Below are 20072 nucleotides of genomic sequence, written 5' to 3'. Positions count from 1 at the left end.
ATTTTCATGGCCTATCAGTTAAAGGAATTACCGAATGGTATTCGTATCGTACACCAAGAAATCACCCACACCCGGCTCGTCCACTGCGGTTTTATCCTCGATATCGGCAGCCGAGATGAAGCCCCAGAGGAGGAGGGCTTGGCGCATTTTTGGGAGCATATGGCCTTTAAAGGAACCAAAAAACGGAAAGCTTTCCACATCATTAATCGGCTGGAATCCCTCGGCGGCGAGCTAAACGCTTACACTACTAAAGAGAAAATTTGCTTCTACAGCTCGGTCCTGCACACCCACTTCGCAAAGGCCGCAGAACTCCTCTGTGACATTACGTTTGCCAGCACCTTCCCCCCAAAGCAGATCGAAAAAGAACGACAAGTCATCCTGGAAGAGATGGCCATGTACCGGGACTCCCCCGATGATAGCATCCAAGATGATTTCGATGCGCTCCTTTTTCAGGGACACGCCCTAGGCGGAAATATACTCGGAAATGAAAAGACGGTCTCGGGCTTCGCCCAAAAAGATTTTCATGCCTTCATCGAGAAAAACCTAGATACCCGAAAAATCGTCTTCTCCGTCGTCGGAAATATCCCTTGGGAAAAGGTCCTGCGCACCGTCGAAGGCTTTCTAAAAGAGATCCCCGCCCAGTTTTTGACGCGGGAGCGTCACCCCTTCACCCAGTATGTACCGAAACTACAGACTGCGGAGAAGGAAATTACCCAAGCTCATATGGCACTCGGAAAGGTAAGCTATGGCCTCAGCCACCCCTACCGCTACCCCTTTTTCCTGCTCAATAATATACTGGGAGGGCCTAGCATGAACAGCCGCCTAAACATGGCGCTGCGTGAAAAAAATGGCTACGTCTACGGCGTAGAAGCCCATTACCAAACCTTTCATGATGTAGGCTTTTGGGGCATTTTCTTTGCCACGGAAGTGGGTACGCTGACCAAAGCCCATCATCTGGTCCGAAAAGAACTGAAAAAACTGCGCGACAAAAAACTGGGCACCCTACAGCTGCACATGGCGAAAGAACAGGCCGTCGGCCAAATGGCCATGGCGGAAGAAAACTACGCCGCACTGATGCTGGTCTTTGGAAAAAATATCTTGGACAAAAACCACATCCCTAGCCTAGAAAGTATCTTCGAACTTATCCGTAGCACGCGCGCGGAAACCCTTCAAGAGATCGCACAGGAGATGTTCGCCGAAAGCGAGCTCAGCACCCTTACTTATAAGCCTGCCTGACATGGAATTTATAGACGAAAAACTGCAAGCCTACTGCGAGGCACACACGAGTCCAGAAGACCCCATCCTGGCACATATCACACGCGAAACACACCTGAAGGTGCTCATGCCACGCATGCTGTCCGGAAACCTCCAAGGGAAATTTCTCGAAATGCTTACACGCTTTATTCGCCCTAAGCGCGTGGTAGAAATTGGGACCTACACCGGATATTCGGCCATCTGCATGGCACGCGGCCTGGAGGCAGGCGCCCTCCTGCATACCTTAGACATTAACGTGGAACTGGAGCCTATGGTCAGAGGCTTCTTCGAGAAAGCAGGCCTAAGTGATAAAATCGACTACAGGCTGGGAGATGCACAAGCGCTAATTCCTGCGCTTCCCGACGGGATCGACCTGGTATTCATCGACGCCGACAAGGAAAACTATGGACGCTACTACGATTTAATTTTCGATAAACTAGCGCCTGGAGCGGTGATTCTGGCAGATAATGTCCTCTGGTCAGGAAAAATCCTGCATGAGGGGCCTAAAAAACCCGATAAAGACACCGCCGCCCTTATCGCGTTTAACCGCAAAGTGCAAGAAGACCCGCGGGTGGATAATATTTTACTCCCCATTCGGGATGGCATAATGGTCGCTCGAAAAAAATAAAGATGAAACACTGCATCTCTTTTTTATGGCTTGTCCTCATCTGGCTCCTCGGCTTCTCGCCCGCTCCCCTGCTGGCCCGTACAGACGCCATGGAAATCGCCTCCGCATGGAACAGACCCGTTCCTCAGGTACCCGCACGCATGCAGGTAGCGAACATGCAGCTCGACTTGGATGCGCAGGCGCGACGCGAAATTCAGGCAGATGTAGACGCCCTCTACCGAAATGAAAACTACCTACAGATCAAACTAAGCCGCATCCGTACCTACTTCCCACTGGTAGAAGCGGAGCTCCGTGCCGCGGGCATGCCGGATGACCTGAAGTATCTGGTGGTGCAGGAAAGCAGCCTAATCGCTGATGCCGTCTCTAGCTCGAACGCAGTAGGCTACTGGCAGTTCAAACAGGGAACAGCCGAAGAAGTTTTTCTGCGGGTCGACCGACAGATCGACGAGCGGAAAAACATCGTCAGCTCCACACAGGGTGCCGCCCGCTACCTCGCGAAAAATATGGCCACCTTTGATAATTGGATGGTCGCCATCGTGGCCTATCAAATGGGGCCCGGTGGGGCTAAAAATTACTTTGGCAACCAATTCAGTGGGCAGCGCAACGTGAAAATAGATCGCAAAACGCACTGGTACTTCAAAAAATTTCTAGCCCATAAGGTGGCCTTCGAAGGGTATCAGGATGGATTTGTGTCTCAAGCAGAGACCCTTCAGGCAGTACCCCTCAGAGGGCCTACTCACCTGAAATCACTGGCAGCAGAGTGGTCAGTGCCACTGGACCGGCTGGAAGCCTACAATAAATGGACGCGAGATGGACAAATCCCCGGCGACAAAATGTATACCGTTATCGTGCCGGGGGCGCGCGAGATACGCCCTCCCGTGCTAGCAGAAAGCCGTCCTCAAGCCACACAAGCTCCCGCAGACCCCACCCTTCTGGCTGGAAATGTGCCGATACGCCTTAGTTACTTTAACAAACGCACCCGCGCAGTGCCGCAGCAAGGAACCAGCCAGAGCGCAATGGCCGCACAGCTCGGCATGCGAGAAGGCAAATTCAGACGCTTAAACGACCTTGAAAAGGGTGCGCCCATAGAAGCTGGCGTCAATTACTTCACGCAGCGGAAACGGGGACGCGCTGAAGAAGCCGAAACCCATGTCGTGCGTGCCGGAGAAAGCCTTTGGCACGTGGCCCAGCGTTATGGCATTCGCTTGCAGCGCCTCGAATACCTAAATCGCATAAAAGAAAATGAGATTCGTCCCGGAATGGTGTTAAATTTGCGCAAACGACGTGGAAAAAACCAGGCTCTACGTATCCAAAACGTTCCTGCAGAGAGCAGGCAGGCAGCACCCGCCCAGCAAGGGCCCGCTTCCAGACCCGCTCCGGGTGCGCAGACTCCTACAAAAATGGAGCCCCCGGCCAGTGGCAGGGCCACCCATACCGTCCAGCAAGGAGATACCCTCTTCGGTATCAGCCGCCAGTACGGCATCAGTGTGGATGCACTAAAGTCCTGGAATGGGATCGGCGCCGATAATGTTATCCGCCCTGGCCAGCGTTTGTTCGTCTCTGCACCTTAGTGCCCTTACATGATGAAACGATTTTTATGGTTTGCCCTCGCAGGGCTTCTTTTCAGCTTCTTTAGCATCAGCCTCGGGGCTTACGCCCAAAGTGAGGAGGATCGCCTCATGCTGGCTGATACCTTACTCATCGCCGGCGATACTATCATCATGCTGGGCGATTCGGTCATCATCAAAACCGCGGAAAAACCGCAGTACTGGAAAAAACGAGGTAACTTTTCCCTCAGCCTGCAACAGGTGACCTTAAACAACTGGGCGGCTGGTGGTGCCAGTAACTTTGCCCTAAATAGCTCCCTCCTGCTTGGCGCTGAATATGCCAAGGACAAAAAAGTATGGGATACCAACCTAACCGTGAACATCGGCTTTAACCGACAGGCAGACAGGCGCTTCCCCACGCGAAAAACGAACGACAACTTCCTATTTATCAGCAAATACGGACGAGAGCTCTCGAGTCGCTGGCTACTTTCCACCCAGCTAGACACGAGGACGCAGCTGCTTCCCGGTTATCGATTTTTCCGACCTGCAGGCGCAGAGCTGGATGCACGGGACCGTATATCCGACCTCTTCAGCCCTGCCTTTATTCAGTCTTCTACCGGTTTAAATTATCGGCGACAGTTCGATAACGGAAGCCGGATCTCCATCATCGGTTCCCCCTTCACCGGCAGGTTTACCGTCGTCCTAGACGATTCCTTAAGCCGAGCAGGGGCTTTTGGCGTCACCCCCGGCGAACGGGTAAACCCAGAGGCAGGGGTCTCGATCAGTTCTACGACCGATATCATCATCATGGAAAATGTCCGCTGGCGTGCGGACTTGAATCTCTTCTCTAATTTCGAAAGATTAGGAAATACAGTCGTCAACTTAAACTCTGTGATTACACTACGCGTGAATAAATATATCACCACACGCATCGAAACCGTCCTGATCTACGATGAAGCCGTCCGCATCCCACAAGACGCTGGCCCGCCTATTCAAGCCGTGCAGCTTCAGAACCTCATTAACTTCGGGATAGGCATCGATTTTTAGAAGTCCGTCTCCAAACCAAAACGTCGCTTAAAATCACCAAGCGCTGGATGCTTCTGCAACAAATACTGGAATTTATCACTGCTCGTATAGAGTTTTTCCGCCGCAGACTGCTGCTCTTCCCGGATTTCATAGTCTAACTGCAGGTCGCGATGGTCGAAGGCGCGCCGTAGGCGCAAAAGGAACTCAGGGCGATGCTTTAAAAATACCGTTTCCTGAATTTCACTGTTTAAAAATAAGCGTATCTTGCTGGGCGGTTCATGCTGAAAGCGCTGCTTGAACAGGGTGGCCTCTAAATTTCTGCCTTCACGCTGCAGGCGACGGGCTTCATCTTGTAAAACCGCAGCTAGTTGCTCTATGATTAATGGCGAATTCCCGATTTCCGCTAATGGATCTTGCTCCTTCACCTGCTCCTGACGTGCCGAATCCTCCACCTGCTGCCCTTGCTTTTGCTTCAGCAGACTTTGCGCCTTTTCGTATGAACCTGGAATCGGAAGCGTGGCACGTGCGGGTGATTTCTTGGCAGCAAAAGGATTAGGTCCCGAAAAAAGCTGTTGACCAGAACCCAAAGTCTCCTCTCCTGCCTCCGAGGTGCCTAGACTACTTTTTTTTTTGTTACCGCTTCTGCTACCGCAGCCATGGACAAAGCCGCCGGAAGATTGGCCATCTTCATCAGGGCTAGCTCCACATGCAGACGCTGATTTTTACTCGACTTAAATTGGATATCACACTGGCTCCCGATACTGAGAGCAGAAAGCAAAAAGGAGACACTGGCCTGCTCAGCCTGCTCTAAATACCGCTCTCGCGTACCCTCCGAAACCTGAAGCAGTTGGACCGTAGCAGGATCTTTACACACCAAAAGGTCACGTAAATGTTCACAAAGTCCAATGATAAAATTATGCCCATCGAAGCCTTTCTTTAGAATCTCATCGAAGAGGAGTAGCACCTCCGAAATACTCTCGGCTAGCAAGCTGCTGACGACTTTAAAATAATAGTCGTAATCTAATATATGGAGGTTCTGAATTGTCTCCTGATAGGTTAATTTATTTCCTGCTGAATAGGTGACGATTAGATCGTAAATCGACAAAGCATCCCGAAGGGCCCCATCCGCCTTCGTAGCGATTAAGCGCAAGGCTTCTTCCTCATATGTGATGTCTTCCTCCGATGAAATATACTTAAGGTGTTCCGTGATATCCCCAATCTGAATTCGATTAAAGTCAAAAATCTGACAGCGCGAGAGAATCGTCGGGATAATTTTGTGTTTTTCGGTCGTCGCCAAAATAAAAATAGCATACTTCGGAGGCTCTTCCAGTGTCTTTAGGAAGGCATTAAATGCCTGATTCGAAAGCATGTGCACCTCATCGATGATATACACCTTGTAACGCCCCTTTTGTGGTGCATAGCGCACCTGTTCGACGAGATTTCGGATATCATCGACGGAGTTATTCGATGCAGCGTCCAACTCATGCACATTAAAAGAAGCATTTTGGTTAAAGGCCTTACATGAGTCGCACTGATTACAGGCTTCAAAATCCTCCGTTAGATGCTCACAGTTGATGGTTTTCGCTAAAATACGCGCACAAGTCGTCTTCCCCACACCTCGTGGACCACAAAAAAGAAAGGCTTGCGCCAAGTGATTGTTTTTAATCGCATTCTTTAACGTCGTCGTAATATGAGACTGTCCGACCACACTTCTGAAATTCGAAGGGCGGTACTTGCGCGCTGATACCACAAAATTTTCCATCGCCGCAAGATAGGAAATTCTCAGCTTTTTTCACGCTTCTCTTACGATTAGAAACACTTCCTTAGCATGCTTTTCGGTAGTCCCTCCCAGAGCGAACTGCCGCCGGCAAAACACGAACAGGTATTCTCTTGGCCTTAAAAATTAAACGCGACTCCCGTTCGAAAAGAGTAAATGAGGTTGGTGATTTCCACGATGGGACGGTCTTCATAGGCGATTTCAAAGGTATTCGTAAGGGATAGACGCTCGCTCAGCTTGGTATTTAACACCGTGGAGTTATTCAGTCGATGCCGAAAAAAGCCAAATTCCCGGTCGTAGCCCACCTGGTAGTAATTGACTGTATTCAAGCTAACATAATCGTTTATACTCACCCGAAAAGAAAGGTAGTTCGAGGATTTCAAAAACTGCACCTCTCGAAATGCCGGCACCTCCAGCCCAGGAATCAGCCAGCGCTCCTGCTCATAAATCGCTCCGATTCCCAGCACTAAACGAAGATGCTCGCTCTTCGCTAACACGCGGCGTAAAGACCCACCGAAGACCCATCGCGGATCTAGCCCCCTAAAGTTATCATAAGAATACTGCGTCAGTACTTCAAAATTATACGTATTCTCCCGAAAAAAATTAGCCCGCGCATGCAGAAAACCAAAGTTTAAAAAATCATTCTCATTAATCCGTAAGTAGTCGACCTTCGCTACCAACATATACGCATGTTTTCCCGGATAATACAGCGTATTGAAGTCTACATTATAACCAAAAAGGTTAACAGGAGCATCAGCTGCCGCGCTACGATTAAATACATTTAGTCCGGCATTTAACTTCATCATGACCGATTTACTGGTATCTTTTGCCAGGCGATACTGCTCGATATTTAGAATTTGGCTTTGGGCCAGATGGCCCAAAAGGAAAAAAGCAACAAGTAAAAAAAGAGTTTTTAAAGGCATGGCGGCTTATTTTTTAAAAAAGAAGGGCACAAAAACCATTCCGCCAGGTAAAACAAGGAACAAAAATGCATTATCGTCGCTTTATGTGTTATATTTGTGTTCTCAAAAAATGGGGCTGACCGGTTTTGACAGGAGGTGTAAGGACTGGGCTCGCATGTCAGGTGGAGTATGTACGCCTGTGAATCATTCATACGAACTATAATTGGCGAAAATAATTACGCCATGGCTGCCTAATCTATCCCCCTGGGGACTAGATACTGCTTAAAGGGTTGAGTTCGCCAAGGTGAATTCCCCGGCCACATCCCACCACGCTTTGCCTTGTCAGGGTGGATCTGGGGTGTCGACTAGACAGGGCTGCGCTCTTCGAGGCTACTAAGAGGAGTAAAGGACAGTAGCTAAGCTGTCGTATGGTGTGTCACCCAGCGAGCGGCAGTCGAAAACCCAACAGGTGACTAAACATGTAGACGGTACGGTGTTTCCCTATCTGGACGCGAGTTCGAATCTCGCCAGCTCCACTTAGACCTAAGCTAGAAATTCTGGCACGGGTGTAAAAAGGAACCTTAGCTCAGTTGGTTTAGAGCGCTGCCTTGACAGGGCAGAGGTCGTGGGTTCGAATCCCTCAGGTTCCACATTTCTCTTTTTAAACGGCAAGGGACGAAGCCCTAAAATTTTCTAGATGTTCGTTTGCTTTCCTTTTCGTGTTCGTTTGCTTTCTTTTCCTTTCGAATTTTCGCTCAATTGTGTTCGTTTGCTTTCTTTTTCTTTCTATTCTATGTCCGATTATGTTCGTTTGCCTTCCTTTTACTAACCGAATGCCTGTGTCCGGTTCCGGCATGGCTGGAGGAAACCGAACCGGAAAAGAATTCCATTTCCTCTACAATCAAGAAAGATTTTAGACTTGCGACATCAAAAAAAGATAAGAAAAAAAATGCCAAAAGCCTTGGCAAGAATACTTTGACTAAGATCTAGACAGTCTCCTTCCACCCCTACCCATTTTTCCCAGGTGCTGAAAGTAAGAAAAAAATGTAGTCCCAATCGTGGAATACCGAAAAATATCTTTACCTTTAAAGTATCAAAGAGCACGCATCTTTGGCGCACCAGTTTTTTAGCCCTTTAAAACTGAAACTGAGGCGCACCTTTAGTTCCGCTTAGTTTCAGTTCCGCTCAGGCATCGTTCGAGTACCGCTTTTAACTTTTTCGGAGATTTTCTCACCCTCTTATCCAGTATCTATTTTAAGAAATTCTACTCGTCGGGACAACATCTCTCCCTCACACACCTTAATTACATTTACCACTAAAGATTACGCTTATCAAAACGATTCGATTCAGGCAGTCAGGCTCCACTGATTTTGCCACGACTTTACGCAGCCGCGTAAATGCGACCCTCGCAAAGTCCGGAAACTCTAAGTACGGCAACAGTTCCATGTACGCTAAAACCCTTTTCATGACCTGCCTCTACGCACTTCCCATCCTCCTAGTTACTTCAGGAGTACTGACAGCGACCTGGCAACTCTTCCTCGCCTACATCCTCAGTGGACTCGGCATGGCGGGTATCGGTATGGGTGTGATGCATGATGCGCTCCATGGTTCCTACTCGAAAAATCAAACACTCAACAAGTGGCTCGGCTACACCTTGAATATGGTAGGTGCCCATGCGGCAGTTTGGAAAATCCAACACAATGTGCTGCATCACACCTACACAAATATTCCTGACGGTGACGATGACATTAACCCCCCCTTCGTGCTGCGCTTTTCTCCTCATGCCCCCCATTACCCTTGGCATAAGTACCAGCACTATTATGTCTGGTTCTTCTATGGCCTTTCCACGATTAGTTGGGTAACCAGCAAAGACTTTATTCGACTCACCCGCTACTATAAAATGGGGCTGGTAAAAGACGAAAAAACTTATCGCAAAACCATCTGGAATATCATCGCCTGGAAATTGGTTTATTACACCTTTATTCTCGTTCTTCCTATTCTCTTTTCCCCTTTCGGCGTAGGCCAAATCCTTCTGGCCTTCCTGGCGCTACACTTTGTGACAGGATTGTCGATCTCACTTATCTTCCAAACCGCCCACATCACCCCAGAGGCCGCTTTTCCGAGTACGGATTCCACCGGAACCGTACCGGGCGATCGCATGAGTCATCAGCTCGCGACCACGTGCAACTACTCTCCTAAGAGTCCTCTGTTCTCTTGGTGCATCGGCGGATTAAATTATCAGGTAGAACATCACCTTTTTCCAGACATCTGTCACATCCACTATGCGAAAATCGCCCCTGTGGTCGCAGAAACAGCAGCTGAATTTGGTATTCCCTACTACAGTAAACTTTCATTTCTTTCGGCTTTAAAAGCCCACACCCGTATGATTCGGGAACTTGGCCAGCCCGTAGCTTCGCTACAAAAAGCCTAAATCAATTTACATGCAAACTAGAAAAAATAATGCCTCCCCAGCGGGGCGCTCAGCAGCACCCGGAAGAGCAAACGCCAATTCTGGAAGGCCTCAAAGCCAGGACCGCAGAAGACAAGCGAAAAAGAAGCCTGTCTCCCAAATCGACCCCGCACTTCTCACTAAGAAGGCGATCGCTACACCTCGTACACAAGAGGAAGCACCTGCGCCCTCGGTACCCTTTGCGCGACTAGCGCTACCAGAAATACTTCTCCAAAATGTGCGCAGAAAGGGCTACGAGGTCCTTACGCCGATCCAGGAACAGGCTATTCCAGCACTACTGGAAGGCCAAGATGTCCTCGCTCTCTCCCGTACAGGTTCCGGAAAAACGGCGGCGTTCCTGCTGCCATTAATTACGAAGCTGATGAAACGCCCTGCCCTGCGCAGTGCCCTGATCCTTACCCCTACACGTGAGCTCGCCCTACAGATCGAAGAAGAATTTAAAAGCCTGGCAGTGGGTACTAACTTGCGCGTGGCCACTTTTATCGGAGGGACTTCACTGCCACAAGATCTACGGAAATGTCAGGCGCGCCAAGAGGTGCTCATCGCGACGCCCGGCCGCTTACTGGATCTTGTGAATCAGCAGGCCCTGAAACTGGATAAAGTAGATACCCTTATCCTTGATGAATTTGACCGCATGCTCGACATGGGATTCGTCCACGACGTGCGGCGCATCGTTACGCTGGTGGGCACACGCGAGCAAACGGTGCTTTTCTCTGCCACGATGGACGACAGCCAGCGAAAAATCATCAGCAGCTTGCTGGAGAAGCCTGTGGAAATTCGTATCCACCACAGTGGCGCGGCAAATGAGCAGGTAGATCAGGAAACCATCCAGTTGAGAGAAGGGGAGGATAAATTTTTAGCCCTACAGCAGCTTTTAGGGCGCTCTGACATGGAAAAAGTGATCCTATTCACCGAAACTAAGCGTCTGGCCGACCGCCTCACCAAGAAATTAGTACGAGAGGGCATCACCGCGGGCCAAATCCACGGCGACAAATCCCAAAACTTCCGAAATAATGTCCTCCAAAAGTTCAAAAACGGCGGCATACGGGTTTTAGTGGCTACCGATGTGGCAGCACGCGGGATCGATGTGCAGGATGTCAGCCATGTTATTAATTACCAGCTACCCCAGACCATGGATGCTTATATCCACCGGGTGGGACGTACTGGCCGTGCCGGCAAAAGCGGTAAAGCCATCACCTTCTTGGACCCGAAGGCCTAAAACCTGACAAGGACTGACACAAGCAGCCCTACAGCTTGCTCCTTCTCTAAATTACGAGTACTTTAGTCTTCCTAAAAAGAAGAAAAAAGCACCATAAGCACATAGAGAAGGAGCATGCTAAAAATTTTACACACCGCAGATTGGCATCTAGGAAAGCGTCTACAAGAGTTTTCCCGATTAGACGAACAGCGCGCAGTATGCGAAGAGCTCATACAGCTGGCTGAGGAACAGAATGTCGACCTGGTCCTACTCGCAGGAGATATTTTTGACACTTTTAATCCAAACCATGAGGCAGTAGAGCTGCTGTACCGGACCCTGCGCCGCCTATCGAAGGGGGGACAGCGTCCGATCATCGCCATCTCTGGAAATCACGACAGCACCCAGTTTATCGAGGCCCCCGACCCACTGGCCCGAGAACTCGGTATTCTATTTTACAGCCGCTACGACACCGTGCTCCCTCTGGGCAAGTTAGAGAGCGGCATCGAAATTACCGCCTCCGCCCCCGGCTTTGTGGCCCTACGCCTTCCCCAGCATCCCTTTCCTATTCGCATCCTGCTCGCGCCCTACGCGAACGAGGTACTACTCAAACGCTACCTGGGAGAAGAGGACCGGGAAGAAGCCCTACGCGAACTCTTAAAACACCGCTGGCAAGAGCTGGCCGACACCTATTTTGACACCGAGGGCGTCAATCTCTTCATCGGACACTTTTTTTTCATGCCCGAAGGCGCGCAGCCCGAGCCCGAGCCCGAAAGTGAGCGGAGCATCTTGCATGTAGGCGGCACCCAAGCCCTTTTTACCTCGAGCATCCCCGCCGGAACACAGTATGCCGCCCTCGGACACCTGCACCGCTGCCATCAGGCGGACCCGAAAAGCCCCTTCCCGATTTATTATGCCGGAAGCCCCTTAGCCTATTCCTTTAGCGAAGCCGAACAGCATAAACACGCGGTATTGGTAGAGGCCCTTCCGGGCCAAAAGGTCCGCACTGAAACATTGCCGCTCCACAGTGGCCGCCCCCTCTACCGGAAACGCTTTACCAGCACGCCGGAAGCACTCAACTGGCTAGAAGCACATCCTCACTGCCTCGTCGAAATCACCCTTTGCGTGGAGGAAGCCATCGATGCGGTCAGCAGAAAACAACTCCTGCAAGCCCACCCCGGGATCGTGCACCTCATCCCAGAGCGTCAGGGACAGCGCAGCGCCACACAGGCGATTCGGGCTGCCGACCTCGAAAAAGATATGCTCAGCCTTTTTCACATGTATGTGGAAAGCAGCCAAGGACAGCCACCCTCCGAAGAGCTCCTCACCCTCTTTAAAGAAATTACTAGCCAAGAAAATCCCTCCTCATGATCCCATTACGACTCGAAATCGACGGCCTGTACTCCTATAAAGAAAAACAGGAGCTGGACTTTCGGCCCCTAACAGCAGCAGGGCTCTTCGGAATTTTCGGAGCCGTGGGCTCGGGCAAGTCCTCCCTGCTGGAAGCCATCCTCCTCGCCCTCTATGGCAGCACAGAGCGACTGGCGGATCGGGGAGAAAAAACGAGCATGCTGCATGTCAACAAAAACACACTCACCATCGCGTTTGAATTTTTAGCGGGCCCAGAAAATCGCCGACATTATCTCGCACGCTATCAAGTCAAGCGGGACACAAAAGACCGGCAAAAAATCAAGCCCGCCGAGCATACGTTTTACCTGCGTGATGAAGCCGACAGCGACTGGCTACCCCTGACAGAAAAAGCAGAAGAGCTGCTCGGCATGAAAAAAGAGCATTTTAAGCGGACGATTATCATTCCCCAGGGTAAATTCCGGGAGTTTATCGACCTGACGCCCGGCCCACGTGCGGACATGATGAAAGAGCTCTTTCAGCTGGAACGTTTCGACCTGGGAGGAAAAACTAAGAAGCTCCTCGAGGTGTTGAAAATCGAAAAAGTTCAGGTGGAAACCCAGCTGGAGCCACTCCAGGAAGTGGAAGAGACGCTGCTGACGCAGCAAAAAGAGCTGCTCCAACAGGCTAAAAATGAGGCCCTGTCCTTAGCCGAGCAGCTGCTGCAAGCAGAAGACTCCTACAAGAAAATACTCGAATGGAAGCGGCTTGAGGATGCCCTTCGACAAAATGAGAACGCGCTCAGGCTGCTCCTCGCTCAAGCGCCCGAAATGCAGCAAAGAGCGGCCCGTTTGCAAACGCAGCGCATGCTACAAACGGAACTTCTTCCCACCTTTCACCAGCTGGAAGAAGCACGGGGGGAGCTAAGCACACTGTCAGAAAGCTTAAGACAGCTGGAAACACAATGTGTCTCGGAAGAAAATCACCACCAGCAACTACAAGCGCTCAAACTCGAGCTCGATAAAAAAGCAGACCAGCAGCCTGAACGACAAGCGAAGGTGCGTGACTTAGAATTGATGCTGCGCATCAAAACAGTAGAAGAACTCGAACTAGGCGCCGCCCAGCAGGTGAAGCTGCTCCAACCTCAGCAGCAAGAGGCGCTGGCGTATTTCCAGGCTCTGGAACAGCAGCTCACCAAAGAGGAGGACCTACTCCGTGCTATCCCGGCCCCCGAACTCGGGCGCATCGGGGACCTCCACAGTAGCTTGCAAATGGCCGAGCGCCTACAACGGCAGCGAATCACCCTGGAGGCAGCCTTTGCGGAGGCTGAGAGAAAGGTAATCCAACACCAAGCAGCGCAACGTGTACTTTCAGCACTGCTTCCAGAGGCCTATCCGACCTGGCAGGACTGGCTGGAGTACCTGCAGTTAGCGCAAGAAGAGCTTGAGAAAAAGCGAGAGACCTTTAACCTTCGGAATGCCCTTCGCGTACATCGCCATGCCCTGACTCCGGGAATGCCTTGTCCACTCTGCGGCGCTGAAGAACATCCCCTCCCACTGGCTGAAACGGATGCAGATGAAGAGTGGGAGCATTTAGAAAAAGCACTTCAAGCAGGTAAGGCACATATCCAAAAAGCCTTACTTAATAAGCAGCAAGCAGAAAGGCTTGAGCAGGATATCGCCTTTGCAAGTAGTAACTGGCAGGAGAAAAAAGTTGAGCTAGCGCAAATCGAGCAGGAAGAGCAGCTCCTCGTAAAAAGCTGGCAAGAAATGGGGCTCGCGAGTAGGGAGGCCGCAGGCCAACACCTGAAGCACTTGAATTACGAAGCAGAGAGACGAAACAGCTTGGAGCGCAAGCTGCAAGAGCAGCGCCGACAGCTAGACAAAGCCAGGAAAGACGCTGAAGCAGCGGCAGAGCGTCTACGACAGGTCGAACAGGACCTTCGCGAACAGCAGTTGCGGCGTGCCTCGCTGGAATCGCAGATCACAGATGGTGCCTTTCTCGCCAGCTACAGGCCACAAGCGCCCGATCGTTTGCGCGAAATGGTGGAGCGCGTCAAGCGGGATATCGAGGAAGTCAGCATCAAGTTACAGAAGGCACAGCGTGACCTGGAAGCGAGTCAAGAGCAGTTAGCACGTCTGCGCGGGCGTATGGAGGCTTTGGGCCAAGCCCATGCCAAAACAAAGGCAAAGGCAGTGCAGCTTCATAAGCTACTGGAGCAGAAACTGGCTGAGAAAGGGCTAGATGCAGTGACTTTCGAGGAACTACGGCGGGAGAAGATCGCCATAACGGAGGAAGAAGCCATTCTCAAGCAATTTGACGAAGAGAAAACCCATCATCTAAAGCAAAGCCAAAGCCTTCGGGAAGCCTTAGGAGAGCATCGGGCCTCTGACGTGGATGTAGCACAGGCCAAGCAAGTGCTGGAAGAAAAGCGGGAAGAAAAAGGAGCGCTAGAGACACGAATAGCTTTATTAGAGGAGCGTAGTAAGCAACTCAGCGAAGCTTGGACTAGAAAGCAGGAATTGACTGTGCGCTACCATGCGCTACTGAAGCGGGAAGGACACCTGAAGATCATGGAAGGCTTATTTAAGGGAAGTGGTTTTGTAAAGTATGTGAGCACCATTTACTTGGAAGAGCTCTGCGCCACGGCGAACAAGCGCTTCCATCGGCTAACCCGGAATGCACTGAGCCTGAAAATCGACCAAGAGAATACCTTTTGGGTCATCGATTACCTGAATGGAGGTAACGAGCGTCTGCTCAAAACCCTATCCGGAGGACAGGCCTTTCAGGCATCGCTTTGCTTGGCTTTGGCGCTGGCGGAAAAGGTTAAGGCACTCAATCAGGCGGACAAGAGCTTTTTCTTTTTGGATGAAGGCTTCGGAGCACTAGATAAAGCCTCACTGCATATTGTATTCGAGACACTAAAAGCCCTGCTACAGGAAAATCGCGTGGTAGGTATTATTTCCCATGTAGAAGAACTTCAGCAGGAAATCAGTGTCTATGCACAGGTAAAGCTTGATCCAGAAAAGGGTAGTCAAGTAAGCTATTCTTATAGCTAGAAAAACGAAAATGCTTTGGCATGGGCCTGAAGGGGGGGGCTAATTGGGCCAAAAAGATTCCTTAGCAGAGATAATCCCCGCATAATAAGGGTAACTGACCCTACCTAGCGCCAGCGAAAGCTCCGCGCGTCCAGAGCGCGCATCGTACATAGAATTCCTTCCAGGTGATCGAGCTCATGCTGCACCAGCTCCGCGCGATAATCGTGGAAGGTGGCTTCTTGTAGGTGCCCTCCACCGTCCTGATAAGACACGGTAATGGAGCGATGTCGTTCGACCTGAACCAGTAGATTTGGGAAACTCATACAGTCATCCCAAAGGGTAAAACGTTCTTCACTCAGGTGCTTCACAGTCGGATTTACCATCACCAAAGGCTCTTCTATTTCGATGTAGATGAGCCGCTTGAGGATACCTAATTGGGGAGCTGCGATTCCGCGACCGAAGCCATAGCGCCGACGTACGTCCTGCATGGCCTCTCGCAGCTGTGCGACCCAGTCCTCTACTTCTACCCAGTCCGCCTCGGTCACAGGATCACAAATGACATAGAGGCGCGGATCTCCTAGTTTTAAAATAGCATCAGCTGTCTTCGGTAGTCGCATGGGCATGATGGAGGTTTTTAGGTGCCGAAATACGCATTGAGTTCTTCTACCATACCTGCTTTTTCATGTAAATCCTTCAGAATACGGCCTTTTTCAAGTAAAACGATGCGATCACAAAGATCCGTGACATGTGCTAAATCGTGACTAGAGATCAAAAAGGTTTTGTTTCCTGTATCGATAAAGTGCGCGATAAGGCGCTTCAAATGTACCTGTGAGCTCGGATCTAAATTCTCGAATGGTTCGTCTAATAGGATGAGCTCAGGATTCCCCATTAAGGCCGCGACGATACCCACCTTTTTGATGTTGCCTTTCGAAAAGTCCCGCAGATACTTCTTTTTTCCGATGATTTCATCGTTTAAAAAAGTCTCGAAGGGCGCCAGATGCTCGAGCACATCCGCCTCTGACATCCCGTAAAGTCGTCCCAGCACCCGGAAATATTCATCCGGTGTGAGGTAGGTGAGCAGCATGTGTTCGTCGAGGTAAGCGCCTACAAACTTCTTCCAAGACTCCTCCTTCGCTACTTCTACTCCGTTAATCAGCACCTTGCCCTCCGTGGGGCGAATAAGGTCTAAAATTGTACGGAAAAGCGTGGTTTTTCCAGCACCATTATTGCCGACCAGGCCAAAGCAGGTTTTCCGCTGAATCACAAGCGCTGGGATGTCCAGCACGACTTGCTCTTTGTATTGTTTTCTCAGGCTATTAATTTCTATCATAATTCTTGTCTAAATGAGGCAGAGATGGCGTAGCGATTTTTCCATAAATAATGGGTAAAAGCGCGCGTGCTGAGGGGAAGCAGCAGAATGCCGAGCAGCCCCACAGCCGTCACGGCCCATAGCCCGGCTACCTGCCCCGCACCGAATAGCACAAAAGGAAAGTATATCAAGTAGGGCGTTACACCGATCGGAAGGATCATCAAAAACTGCATCAGGCCCACTCCTTCATAGTTAAACATCGCCCCCTTATTAATGTCCATAGGCTTTGGCTTCCAGGAAGCCAAAAGTGCCAGCAGCGGCATCGTCACACCGACATTAAAACAGAGGCCGGCAAGGTGAATCAGGAGTATCGCGGAATCGAAATAGACATAGGGTAGCGTTACCAGAAAGCAAAGCACCGAGATAAAGGCAAAAAGAAGAAATTTCCCTTTGACCAGGGCCTCCACACCTGCTTTTTGCGTCAGGAAAAAATCATAATTGGAAGAATTCCAACTTAAAAATAGCTGGCTATACTGTATCATAAAAGATCCAGTGAGGAAAATGCCTGCAAAGAGGAAAAAGTGCCCAAATCCCTCTTCAGACTGATAGGCTGGATTAAGGTAGATGATAAGCCCATAAAGCAGAAAAAAAGCCGACATAATCAAGTAGGTACGACTCTTTTTATGCCTACGGATAAGCTGCCACTCGACATTCGCCATCTCTCCCGCCAATCCGAAACGATTCAGAAATGGTAAATTACTACTAACAGCCTGCTTTTCTTCTTGCTCCAAAAGGTCCACATACATATGCGCTAAGTAGTAGCGGTGTACGAAACGATAGGCACCCAAACAGGCTGCCAGCAGGGCTAGGAAAGGCCAGGGCGCCTGCAAGGACCAAGCGAAAACAGGAGCAAATAGATTTCCGAGTTGAAAATACCCCAGATAAGTCCCACCGGCCGTAACTACCAAAATGAAAAATACCACTAAAATCCCTACTAAACTATCTCCAAACTGTTGCTTATAAAAGAGCATGCTGGTGTGCAGCAGCATGCTGCTCAGAAAGATAGCCCCAAACCAAGAGATGGCCGAGCCAAATCCATATTCAGGCGCTAGCTGCGTGAATGCAAAAGGAGCAAAAAGCAGTATCGGAATCAAGGTTAAAGGAGATACATAGGAGCGAAGCAGGAGAAAGTGCACCAAGCGCTTTTTCGCTAAGGGCAGCAAAAGGTAACGTTCCACCTCTAGGACAGGAAGCTGCTGTAAAAAATAGCGGTACAGAAACTCGATCAAGAAAAACAAGATCAGGTTCGCCTGTAGGACACTGAGGACATCCGCCTCCCCACTTAGCTCACGGATAATCGGACTTAGGAAAGCACCCAGCAGCAAGACGTATGCCAGTAACACGATAGCCAAAAACCCTAAAAAAAGGTTCGCTGCCAGTGACTTGCCGAAGCTCGTAGAGCGGGTAAACTGCTTGAATTCTAAACGAAGAAGTTCTGTTAACATGGCTTGTAAATAAAAAAAGAAAATTACAGAAAAAAAAGATAACTCGGGCGGTTTAAACATTTAAATATCCTGTGTGCGCTTCTTTTTTTGGCGCTGGCGCAAAAAAAGGAATGGAAAGCCGCAAGCCTCTCCATCGAAAGTAGCGGGCGAAAGGGTCGAATGGATAAAAAAAAGAATACCCAAGTTTCTTATGTATATAATTTTTTTATATATTTAGACATCTAATGTACTGAACGCGCATGTCGAATAATAATTTAATCAAGGGAAGCTTGCAGACCATCATTCTCAAACTGCTGGAGGAGAATGAGAAAATGTACGGTTATGAGATCACCCAGCGGGTAAAAGAGCTGACCGAAGGGGAAATCAAAATAACCGAAGGTGCCCTCTACCCTGCCCTGCACAAGTTGGAAGCAGAAGGACTGCTGACTACCGAAATACAGCAAGTGGACAATCGAGTGCGGAAATACTACAGCCTGACTAAGGATGGGCAGAAAGAAGTCAGCGCCAAGATGTCCGAGTTGCAAGGCTTCGTCGCCAACCTGCAACGAATTTTAGACCCAGAGTGGAAACCGGGCTTGGCTTAAAAGGGTCACACACCGTGCGCTACGCATGGCGTGGCGAAAGCATAGGAGTCTTAAAAAGGCAAGAAAATAATTAAAATAGACCAATACAAGTACCCCTCGCGTGCATGGCGGAAAACTTTGCGCACATTTAGAGAAACCAAAACTATGCGTTCATTAAGCCACATAGAACTCCAAGAAATCCGCAAGACCATCATGCGGAAAGAGATTTCTTCAGCAGAAATCCTGATGGAAGTGTACGACCACTTTATCAGTCATCTGCAGGAATTTCCTGAGCAAGAGTTCCATCCACAACTTTTTGAGTTGGATGAGAAGTTTAGCTACGCCTACTGTCATGCCTTACAGGCCAAATTCAAAAAAGCTGCCCATGCAGACATCAGCAAAACCCAGTGGCATGTCATCCGCAGCTATTTCTGTGCCGGGCGATGGGCCTATCTTATAGGTTTGATAGCAGTTGCCATCTACTTAAGCACTTATTTTCAAAGTCCTACCGAAGTAAAAATGATTCTTTTTTCACCCTTCCTACTCTTGTTCGGATTTCAATTCGTCTATAGTTATCAAAGCTTTAAGCGCATGAAGCCTATTCGAGAAAATTTTAAGGGTACAGGGGTGCCCATTCAATCTTCTTTGGCTGGCTTTTTTGAGAACCGGGCCTCGCTCCCACTTCTGCTGACTTATGCCTTTATCAGTTTCCCGACGCTCATGCTGAAATGGGATCCTTTAGAGCATATAGCGCCACAAATAGCTGTAGTCTTTTCGGTAATGGTTACACTTTATGCTGTATCCTTATTAAAAGTCTGGAAAATCAAATCTAAAACGGCTTTGATATGAAATTAACTGAAAAAAATATCGAAACCCTGCATTACCATATCAATGCCAAACAAATCCCATACATCGAGGTAAGAGATGAGGTATTGGATCATTATCTGTCGGCCTTGGAACAGGAGGAGGAACGATCCATGGAAGAGGTTTTGGCTGAGTTGGATCAGACTTTTAACTGGTCCACGATCCGTCAAATGGAAAAGCATCAATTAGGCCTGGCGGCCAAAAAATTAAATCATTTATTGCTAACAACACTAACAAGTCAAATTCCCAATAAGATAGCCTTTGCCATCCTTGCCTTACTTTTGGCTTTGAACTACAGCCTTTACTCCTTTATTGGCTATCCTTCCTTTGCAAACCTTACGCTTCTGATGGTATTTACTCTACTTGCTTTAGCGGCCTATGCTTCACGAAACATCCCTTTTTTGTCTGAGCAAAACAAAACGAAAAAGGCAATCCATGAAGCAGCGTTCAAGAAGCACTTGTCCTATTTCAATATACTGAATGTCGTTTTGCTAATTCCATCGATTCTGCTAAGCTACCATGGTTATCAAGGACCTAGTCAAGCTTTGATTATTTGTTACAGCTTTATTGTTCCATCAGTAGCTATATTAATTTATAGCACAATCAATCAGGAACCCTTGGCAATTACTCAATAACTGCTTAAATAT

The 20072-nt window shown here is 49.3% G+C and carries 17 protein-coding genes, 1 tRNA gene and 1 other RNA gene; 13 read left to right on the top strand and 6 right to left on the bottom strand.

Annotated features, from left to right (window positions below):
- Nucleotides 1-6: 6 nt before the first annotated feature.
- The 4 genes from ACXIT9_RS09185 to ACXIT9_RS09170 are packed head-to-tail and all read left to right on the top strand — an operon-like array spanning nt 7 to nt 4476.
- The gene (locus tag ACXIT9_RS09185) at nt 7-1236 is read left to right on the top strand and encodes a M16 family metallopeptidase (RefSeq protein ID WP_458055937.1); all 1230 of its coding nucleotides are present in this window, start codon (nt 7-9) and stop codon (nt 1234-1236) included.
- A 1-nt stretch (nt 1237) separates the two neighbouring features.
- Nucleotides 1238-1882 (top strand): O-methyltransferase, encoded by a 645-nt coding sequence (locus ACXIT9_RS09180; RefSeq protein ID WP_458055936.1) that lies wholly within the window; start codon nt 1238-1240, stop codon nt 1880-1882.
- 2 nt (nt 1883-1884) lie between these two features.
- Nucleotides 1885-3453: a LysM peptidoglycan-binding domain-containing protein gene (locus tag ACXIT9_RS09175; protein WP_458055935.1), complete on the top strand. Its 1569-nt coding sequence runs from the start codon at nt 1885-1887 to the stop codon at nt 3451-3453.
- 9 nt (nt 3454-3462) lie between these two features.
- Nucleotides 3463-4476 carry a DUF3078 domain-containing protein gene (locus ACXIT9_RS09170; protein ID WP_458055934.1) on the top strand — a complete coding sequence of 338 codons (1014 nt, stop codon included), beginning with the start codon at nt 3463-3465 and terminating at the stop codon, nt 4474-4476.
- Here the strand turns inward: ACXIT9_RS09170 and ACXIT9_RS09165 are convergent.
- From ACXIT9_RS09165 to ACXIT9_RS09155, 3 genes are all read right to left on the bottom strand, one after another.
- A complete protein-coding gene (locus tag ACXIT9_RS09165; protein WP_458055933.1) occupies nt 4473-5042 on the bottom strand; it encodes a hypothetical protein in 570 nt (189 codons plus the stop codon). The two genes, ACXIT9_RS09170 and ACXIT9_RS09165, sit on opposite strands and share 4 nt — an antisense overlap.
- 26 nt (nt 5043-5068) lie before the next feature.
- Nucleotides 5069-6217 carry a DNA polymerase III subunit gamma/tau gene (locus ACXIT9_RS09160; RefSeq protein WP_458055932.1) on the bottom strand — a complete coding sequence of 383 codons (1149 nt, stop codon included), beginning with the start codon at nt 6215-6217 and terminating at the stop codon, nt 5069-5071.
- A gap of 134 nt (nt 6218-6351) precedes the next feature.
- Nucleotides 6352-7155 (bottom strand): DUF481 domain-containing protein, encoded by an 804-nt coding sequence (locus ACXIT9_RS09155; RefSeq protein ID WP_458055931.1) that lies wholly within the window; start codon nt 7153-7155, stop codon nt 6352-6354.
- Nucleotides 7156-7266: 111 nt separating this feature from the next.
- Between ACXIT9_RS09155 and ssrA the strand changes: the two genes are divergently transcribed.
- The 6 genes from ssrA (at nt 7267) to ACXIT9_RS09125 (ending at nt 15205) form a co-directional block, all read left to right on the top strand.
- Nucleotides 7267-7673: a transfer-messenger RNA gene (gene ssrA / locus ACXIT9_RS09150) on the top strand.
- 36 nt (nt 7674-7709) lie between these two features.
- Nucleotides 7710-7784, top strand: a tRNA-Val gene (locus ACXIT9_RS09145).
- Nucleotides 7785-8599: 815 nt separating this feature from the next.
- Nucleotides 8600-9565, top strand: a complete 966-nt coding sequence (locus ACXIT9_RS09140; RefSeq protein ID WP_458055930.1) for a fatty acid desaturase family protein — start codon at nt 8600-8602, stop codon at nt 9563-9565.
- A 10-nt stretch (nt 9566-9575) separates the two neighbouring features.
- Nucleotides 9576-10823, top strand: coding sequence for a DEAD/DEAH box helicase (locus ACXIT9_RS09135; RefSeq protein WP_458055929.1), 1248 nt, complete (start codon nt 9576-9578; stop codon nt 10821-10823).
- 114 nt (nt 10824-10937) lie between these two features.
- Nucleotides 10938-12170, top strand: coding sequence for a metallophosphoesterase family protein (locus ACXIT9_RS09130; RefSeq protein ID WP_458055928.1), 1233 nt, complete (start codon nt 10938-10940; stop codon nt 12168-12170).
- Nucleotides 12167-15205, top strand: coding sequence for an AAA family ATPase (locus ACXIT9_RS09125; RefSeq protein WP_458055927.1), 3039 nt, complete (start codon nt 12167-12169; stop codon nt 15203-15205). The genes ACXIT9_RS09130 and ACXIT9_RS09125 overlap by 4 nt, the downstream gene beginning before the upstream one ends.
- A 104-nt stretch (nt 15206-15309) precedes the next feature.
- On the opposite strand, the gene ACXIT9_RS09120 is transcribed toward ACXIT9_RS09125, so the two are convergent.
- The 3 genes from ACXIT9_RS09120 to ACXIT9_RS09110 are packed head-to-tail and all read right to left on the bottom strand — an operon-like array spanning nt 15310 to nt 17998.
- On the bottom strand, nt 15310-15807 hold the full coding sequence (locus tag ACXIT9_RS09120) for a peptide deformylase (RefSeq protein WP_458055926.1): 498 nt from the start codon (nt 15805-15807) through the stop codon (nt 15310-15312).
- 11 nt (nt 15808-15818) lie between these two features.
- Nucleotides 15819-16514, bottom strand: coding sequence for an ABC transporter ATP-binding protein (locus tag ACXIT9_RS09115; protein WP_458055925.1), 696 nt, complete (start codon nt 16512-16514; stop codon nt 15819-15821).
- Entirely contained in the window at nt 16511-17998 is a 1488-nt protein-coding gene (locus tag ACXIT9_RS09110; RefSeq protein WP_458055924.1) for a DUF5687 family protein, read from the bottom strand. The genes ACXIT9_RS09115 and ACXIT9_RS09110 overlap by 4 nt, the downstream gene beginning before the upstream one ends.
- 239 nt (nt 17999-18237) lie before the next feature.
- Here ACXIT9_RS09110 and ACXIT9_RS09105 point away from each other — a divergent pair, with 239 nt between their 5' ends.
- The 3 genes from ACXIT9_RS09105 to ACXIT9_RS09095 all read left to right on the top strand — a co-directional run bounded on the left by ACXIT9_RS09105 (nt 18238) and on the right by ACXIT9_RS09095 (nt 20060).
- Nucleotides 18238-18582 carry a PadR family transcriptional regulator gene (locus tag ACXIT9_RS09105; RefSeq protein ID WP_458055923.1) on the top strand — a complete coding sequence of 115 codons (345 nt, stop codon included), beginning with the start codon at nt 18238-18240 and terminating at the stop codon, nt 18580-18582.
- A 144-nt stretch (nt 18583-18726) separates the two neighbouring features.
- Entirely contained in the window at nt 18727-19410 is a 684-nt protein-coding gene (locus ACXIT9_RS09100) for a hypothetical protein (protein WP_458055922.1), read from the top strand.
- The gene (locus tag ACXIT9_RS09095; RefSeq protein WP_458055921.1) at nt 19407-20060 is read left to right on the top strand and encodes a hypothetical protein; all 654 of its coding nucleotides are present in this window, start codon (nt 19407-19409) and stop codon (nt 20058-20060) included. The genes ACXIT9_RS09100 and ACXIT9_RS09095 overlap by 4 nt, the downstream gene beginning before the upstream one ends.
- Nucleotides 20061-20072: the final 12 nt, after the last annotated feature.

The sequence above is a fragment of the Nitritalea sp. genome, from assembly GCF_054166705.1.
Note: the sequence above shows the minus strand (reverse complement) of the source record. Positions and strands in the feature narration are given on the sequence as shown.

Coding starts and splice junctions, on each gene's coding strand:
- ACXIT9_RS09130 (WP_458055928.1), top strand. CDS start 10,938: ATGCTAAAAATTTTACACACCGCAGATTGGCATCTAGGAAAGCGTCTA.
- ACXIT9_RS09105 (WP_458055923.1), top strand. CDS start 18,238: ATGTCGAATAATAATTTAATCAAGGGAAGCTTGCAGACCATCATTCTC.
- ACXIT9_RS09125 (WP_458055927.1), top strand. CDS start 12,167: ATGATCCCATTACGACTCGAAATCGACGGCCTGTACTCCTATAAAGAA.
- ACXIT9_RS09095 (WP_458055921.1), top strand. CDS start 19,407: ATGAAATTAACTGAAAAAAATATCGAAACCCTGCATTACCATATCAAT.
- ACXIT9_RS09180 (WP_458055936.1), top strand. CDS start 1,238: ATGGAATTTATAGACGAAAAACTGCAAGCCTACTGCGAGGCACACACG.
- ACXIT9_RS09135 (WP_458055929.1), top strand. CDS start 9,576: ATGCAAACTAGAAAAAATAATGCCTCCCCAGCGGGGCGCTCAGCAGCA.
- ACXIT9_RS09185 (WP_458055937.1), top strand. CDS start 7: ATGGCCTATCAGTTAAAGGAATTACCGAATGGTATTCGTATCGTACAC.
- ACXIT9_RS09175 (WP_458055935.1), top strand. CDS start 1,885: ATGAAACACTGCATCTCTTTTTTATGGCTTGTCCTCATCTGGCTCCTC.
- ACXIT9_RS09140 (WP_458055930.1), top strand. CDS start 8,600: ATGACCTGCCTCTACGCACTTCCCATCCTCCTAGTTACTTCAGGAGTA.
- ACXIT9_RS09155 (WP_458055931.1), bottom strand. CDS start 7,155: ATGCCTTTAAAAACTCTTTTTTTACTTGTTGCTTTTTTCCTTTTGGGC.
- ACXIT9_RS09120 (WP_458055926.1), bottom strand. CDS start 15,807: ATGCCCATGCGACTACCGAAGACAGCTGATGCTATTTTAAAACTAGGA.
- ACXIT9_RS09110 (WP_458055924.1), bottom strand. CDS start 17,998: ATGTTAACAGAACTTCTTCGTTTAGAATTCAAGCAGTTTACCCGCTCT.
- ACXIT9_RS09160 (WP_458055932.1), bottom strand. CDS start 6,217: ATGGAAAATTTTGTGGTATCAGCGCGCAAGTACCGCCCTTCGAATTTC.
- ACXIT9_RS09170 (WP_458055934.1), top strand. CDS start 3,463: ATGATGAAACGATTTTTATGGTTTGCCCTCGCAGGGCTTCTTTTCAGC.
- ACXIT9_RS09100 (WP_458055922.1), top strand. CDS start 18,727: ATGCGTTCATTAAGCCACATAGAACTCCAAGAAATCCGCAAGACCATC.
- ACXIT9_RS09115 (WP_458055925.1), bottom strand. CDS start 16,514: ATGATAGAAATTAATAGCCTGAGAAAACAATACAAAGAGCAAGTCGTG.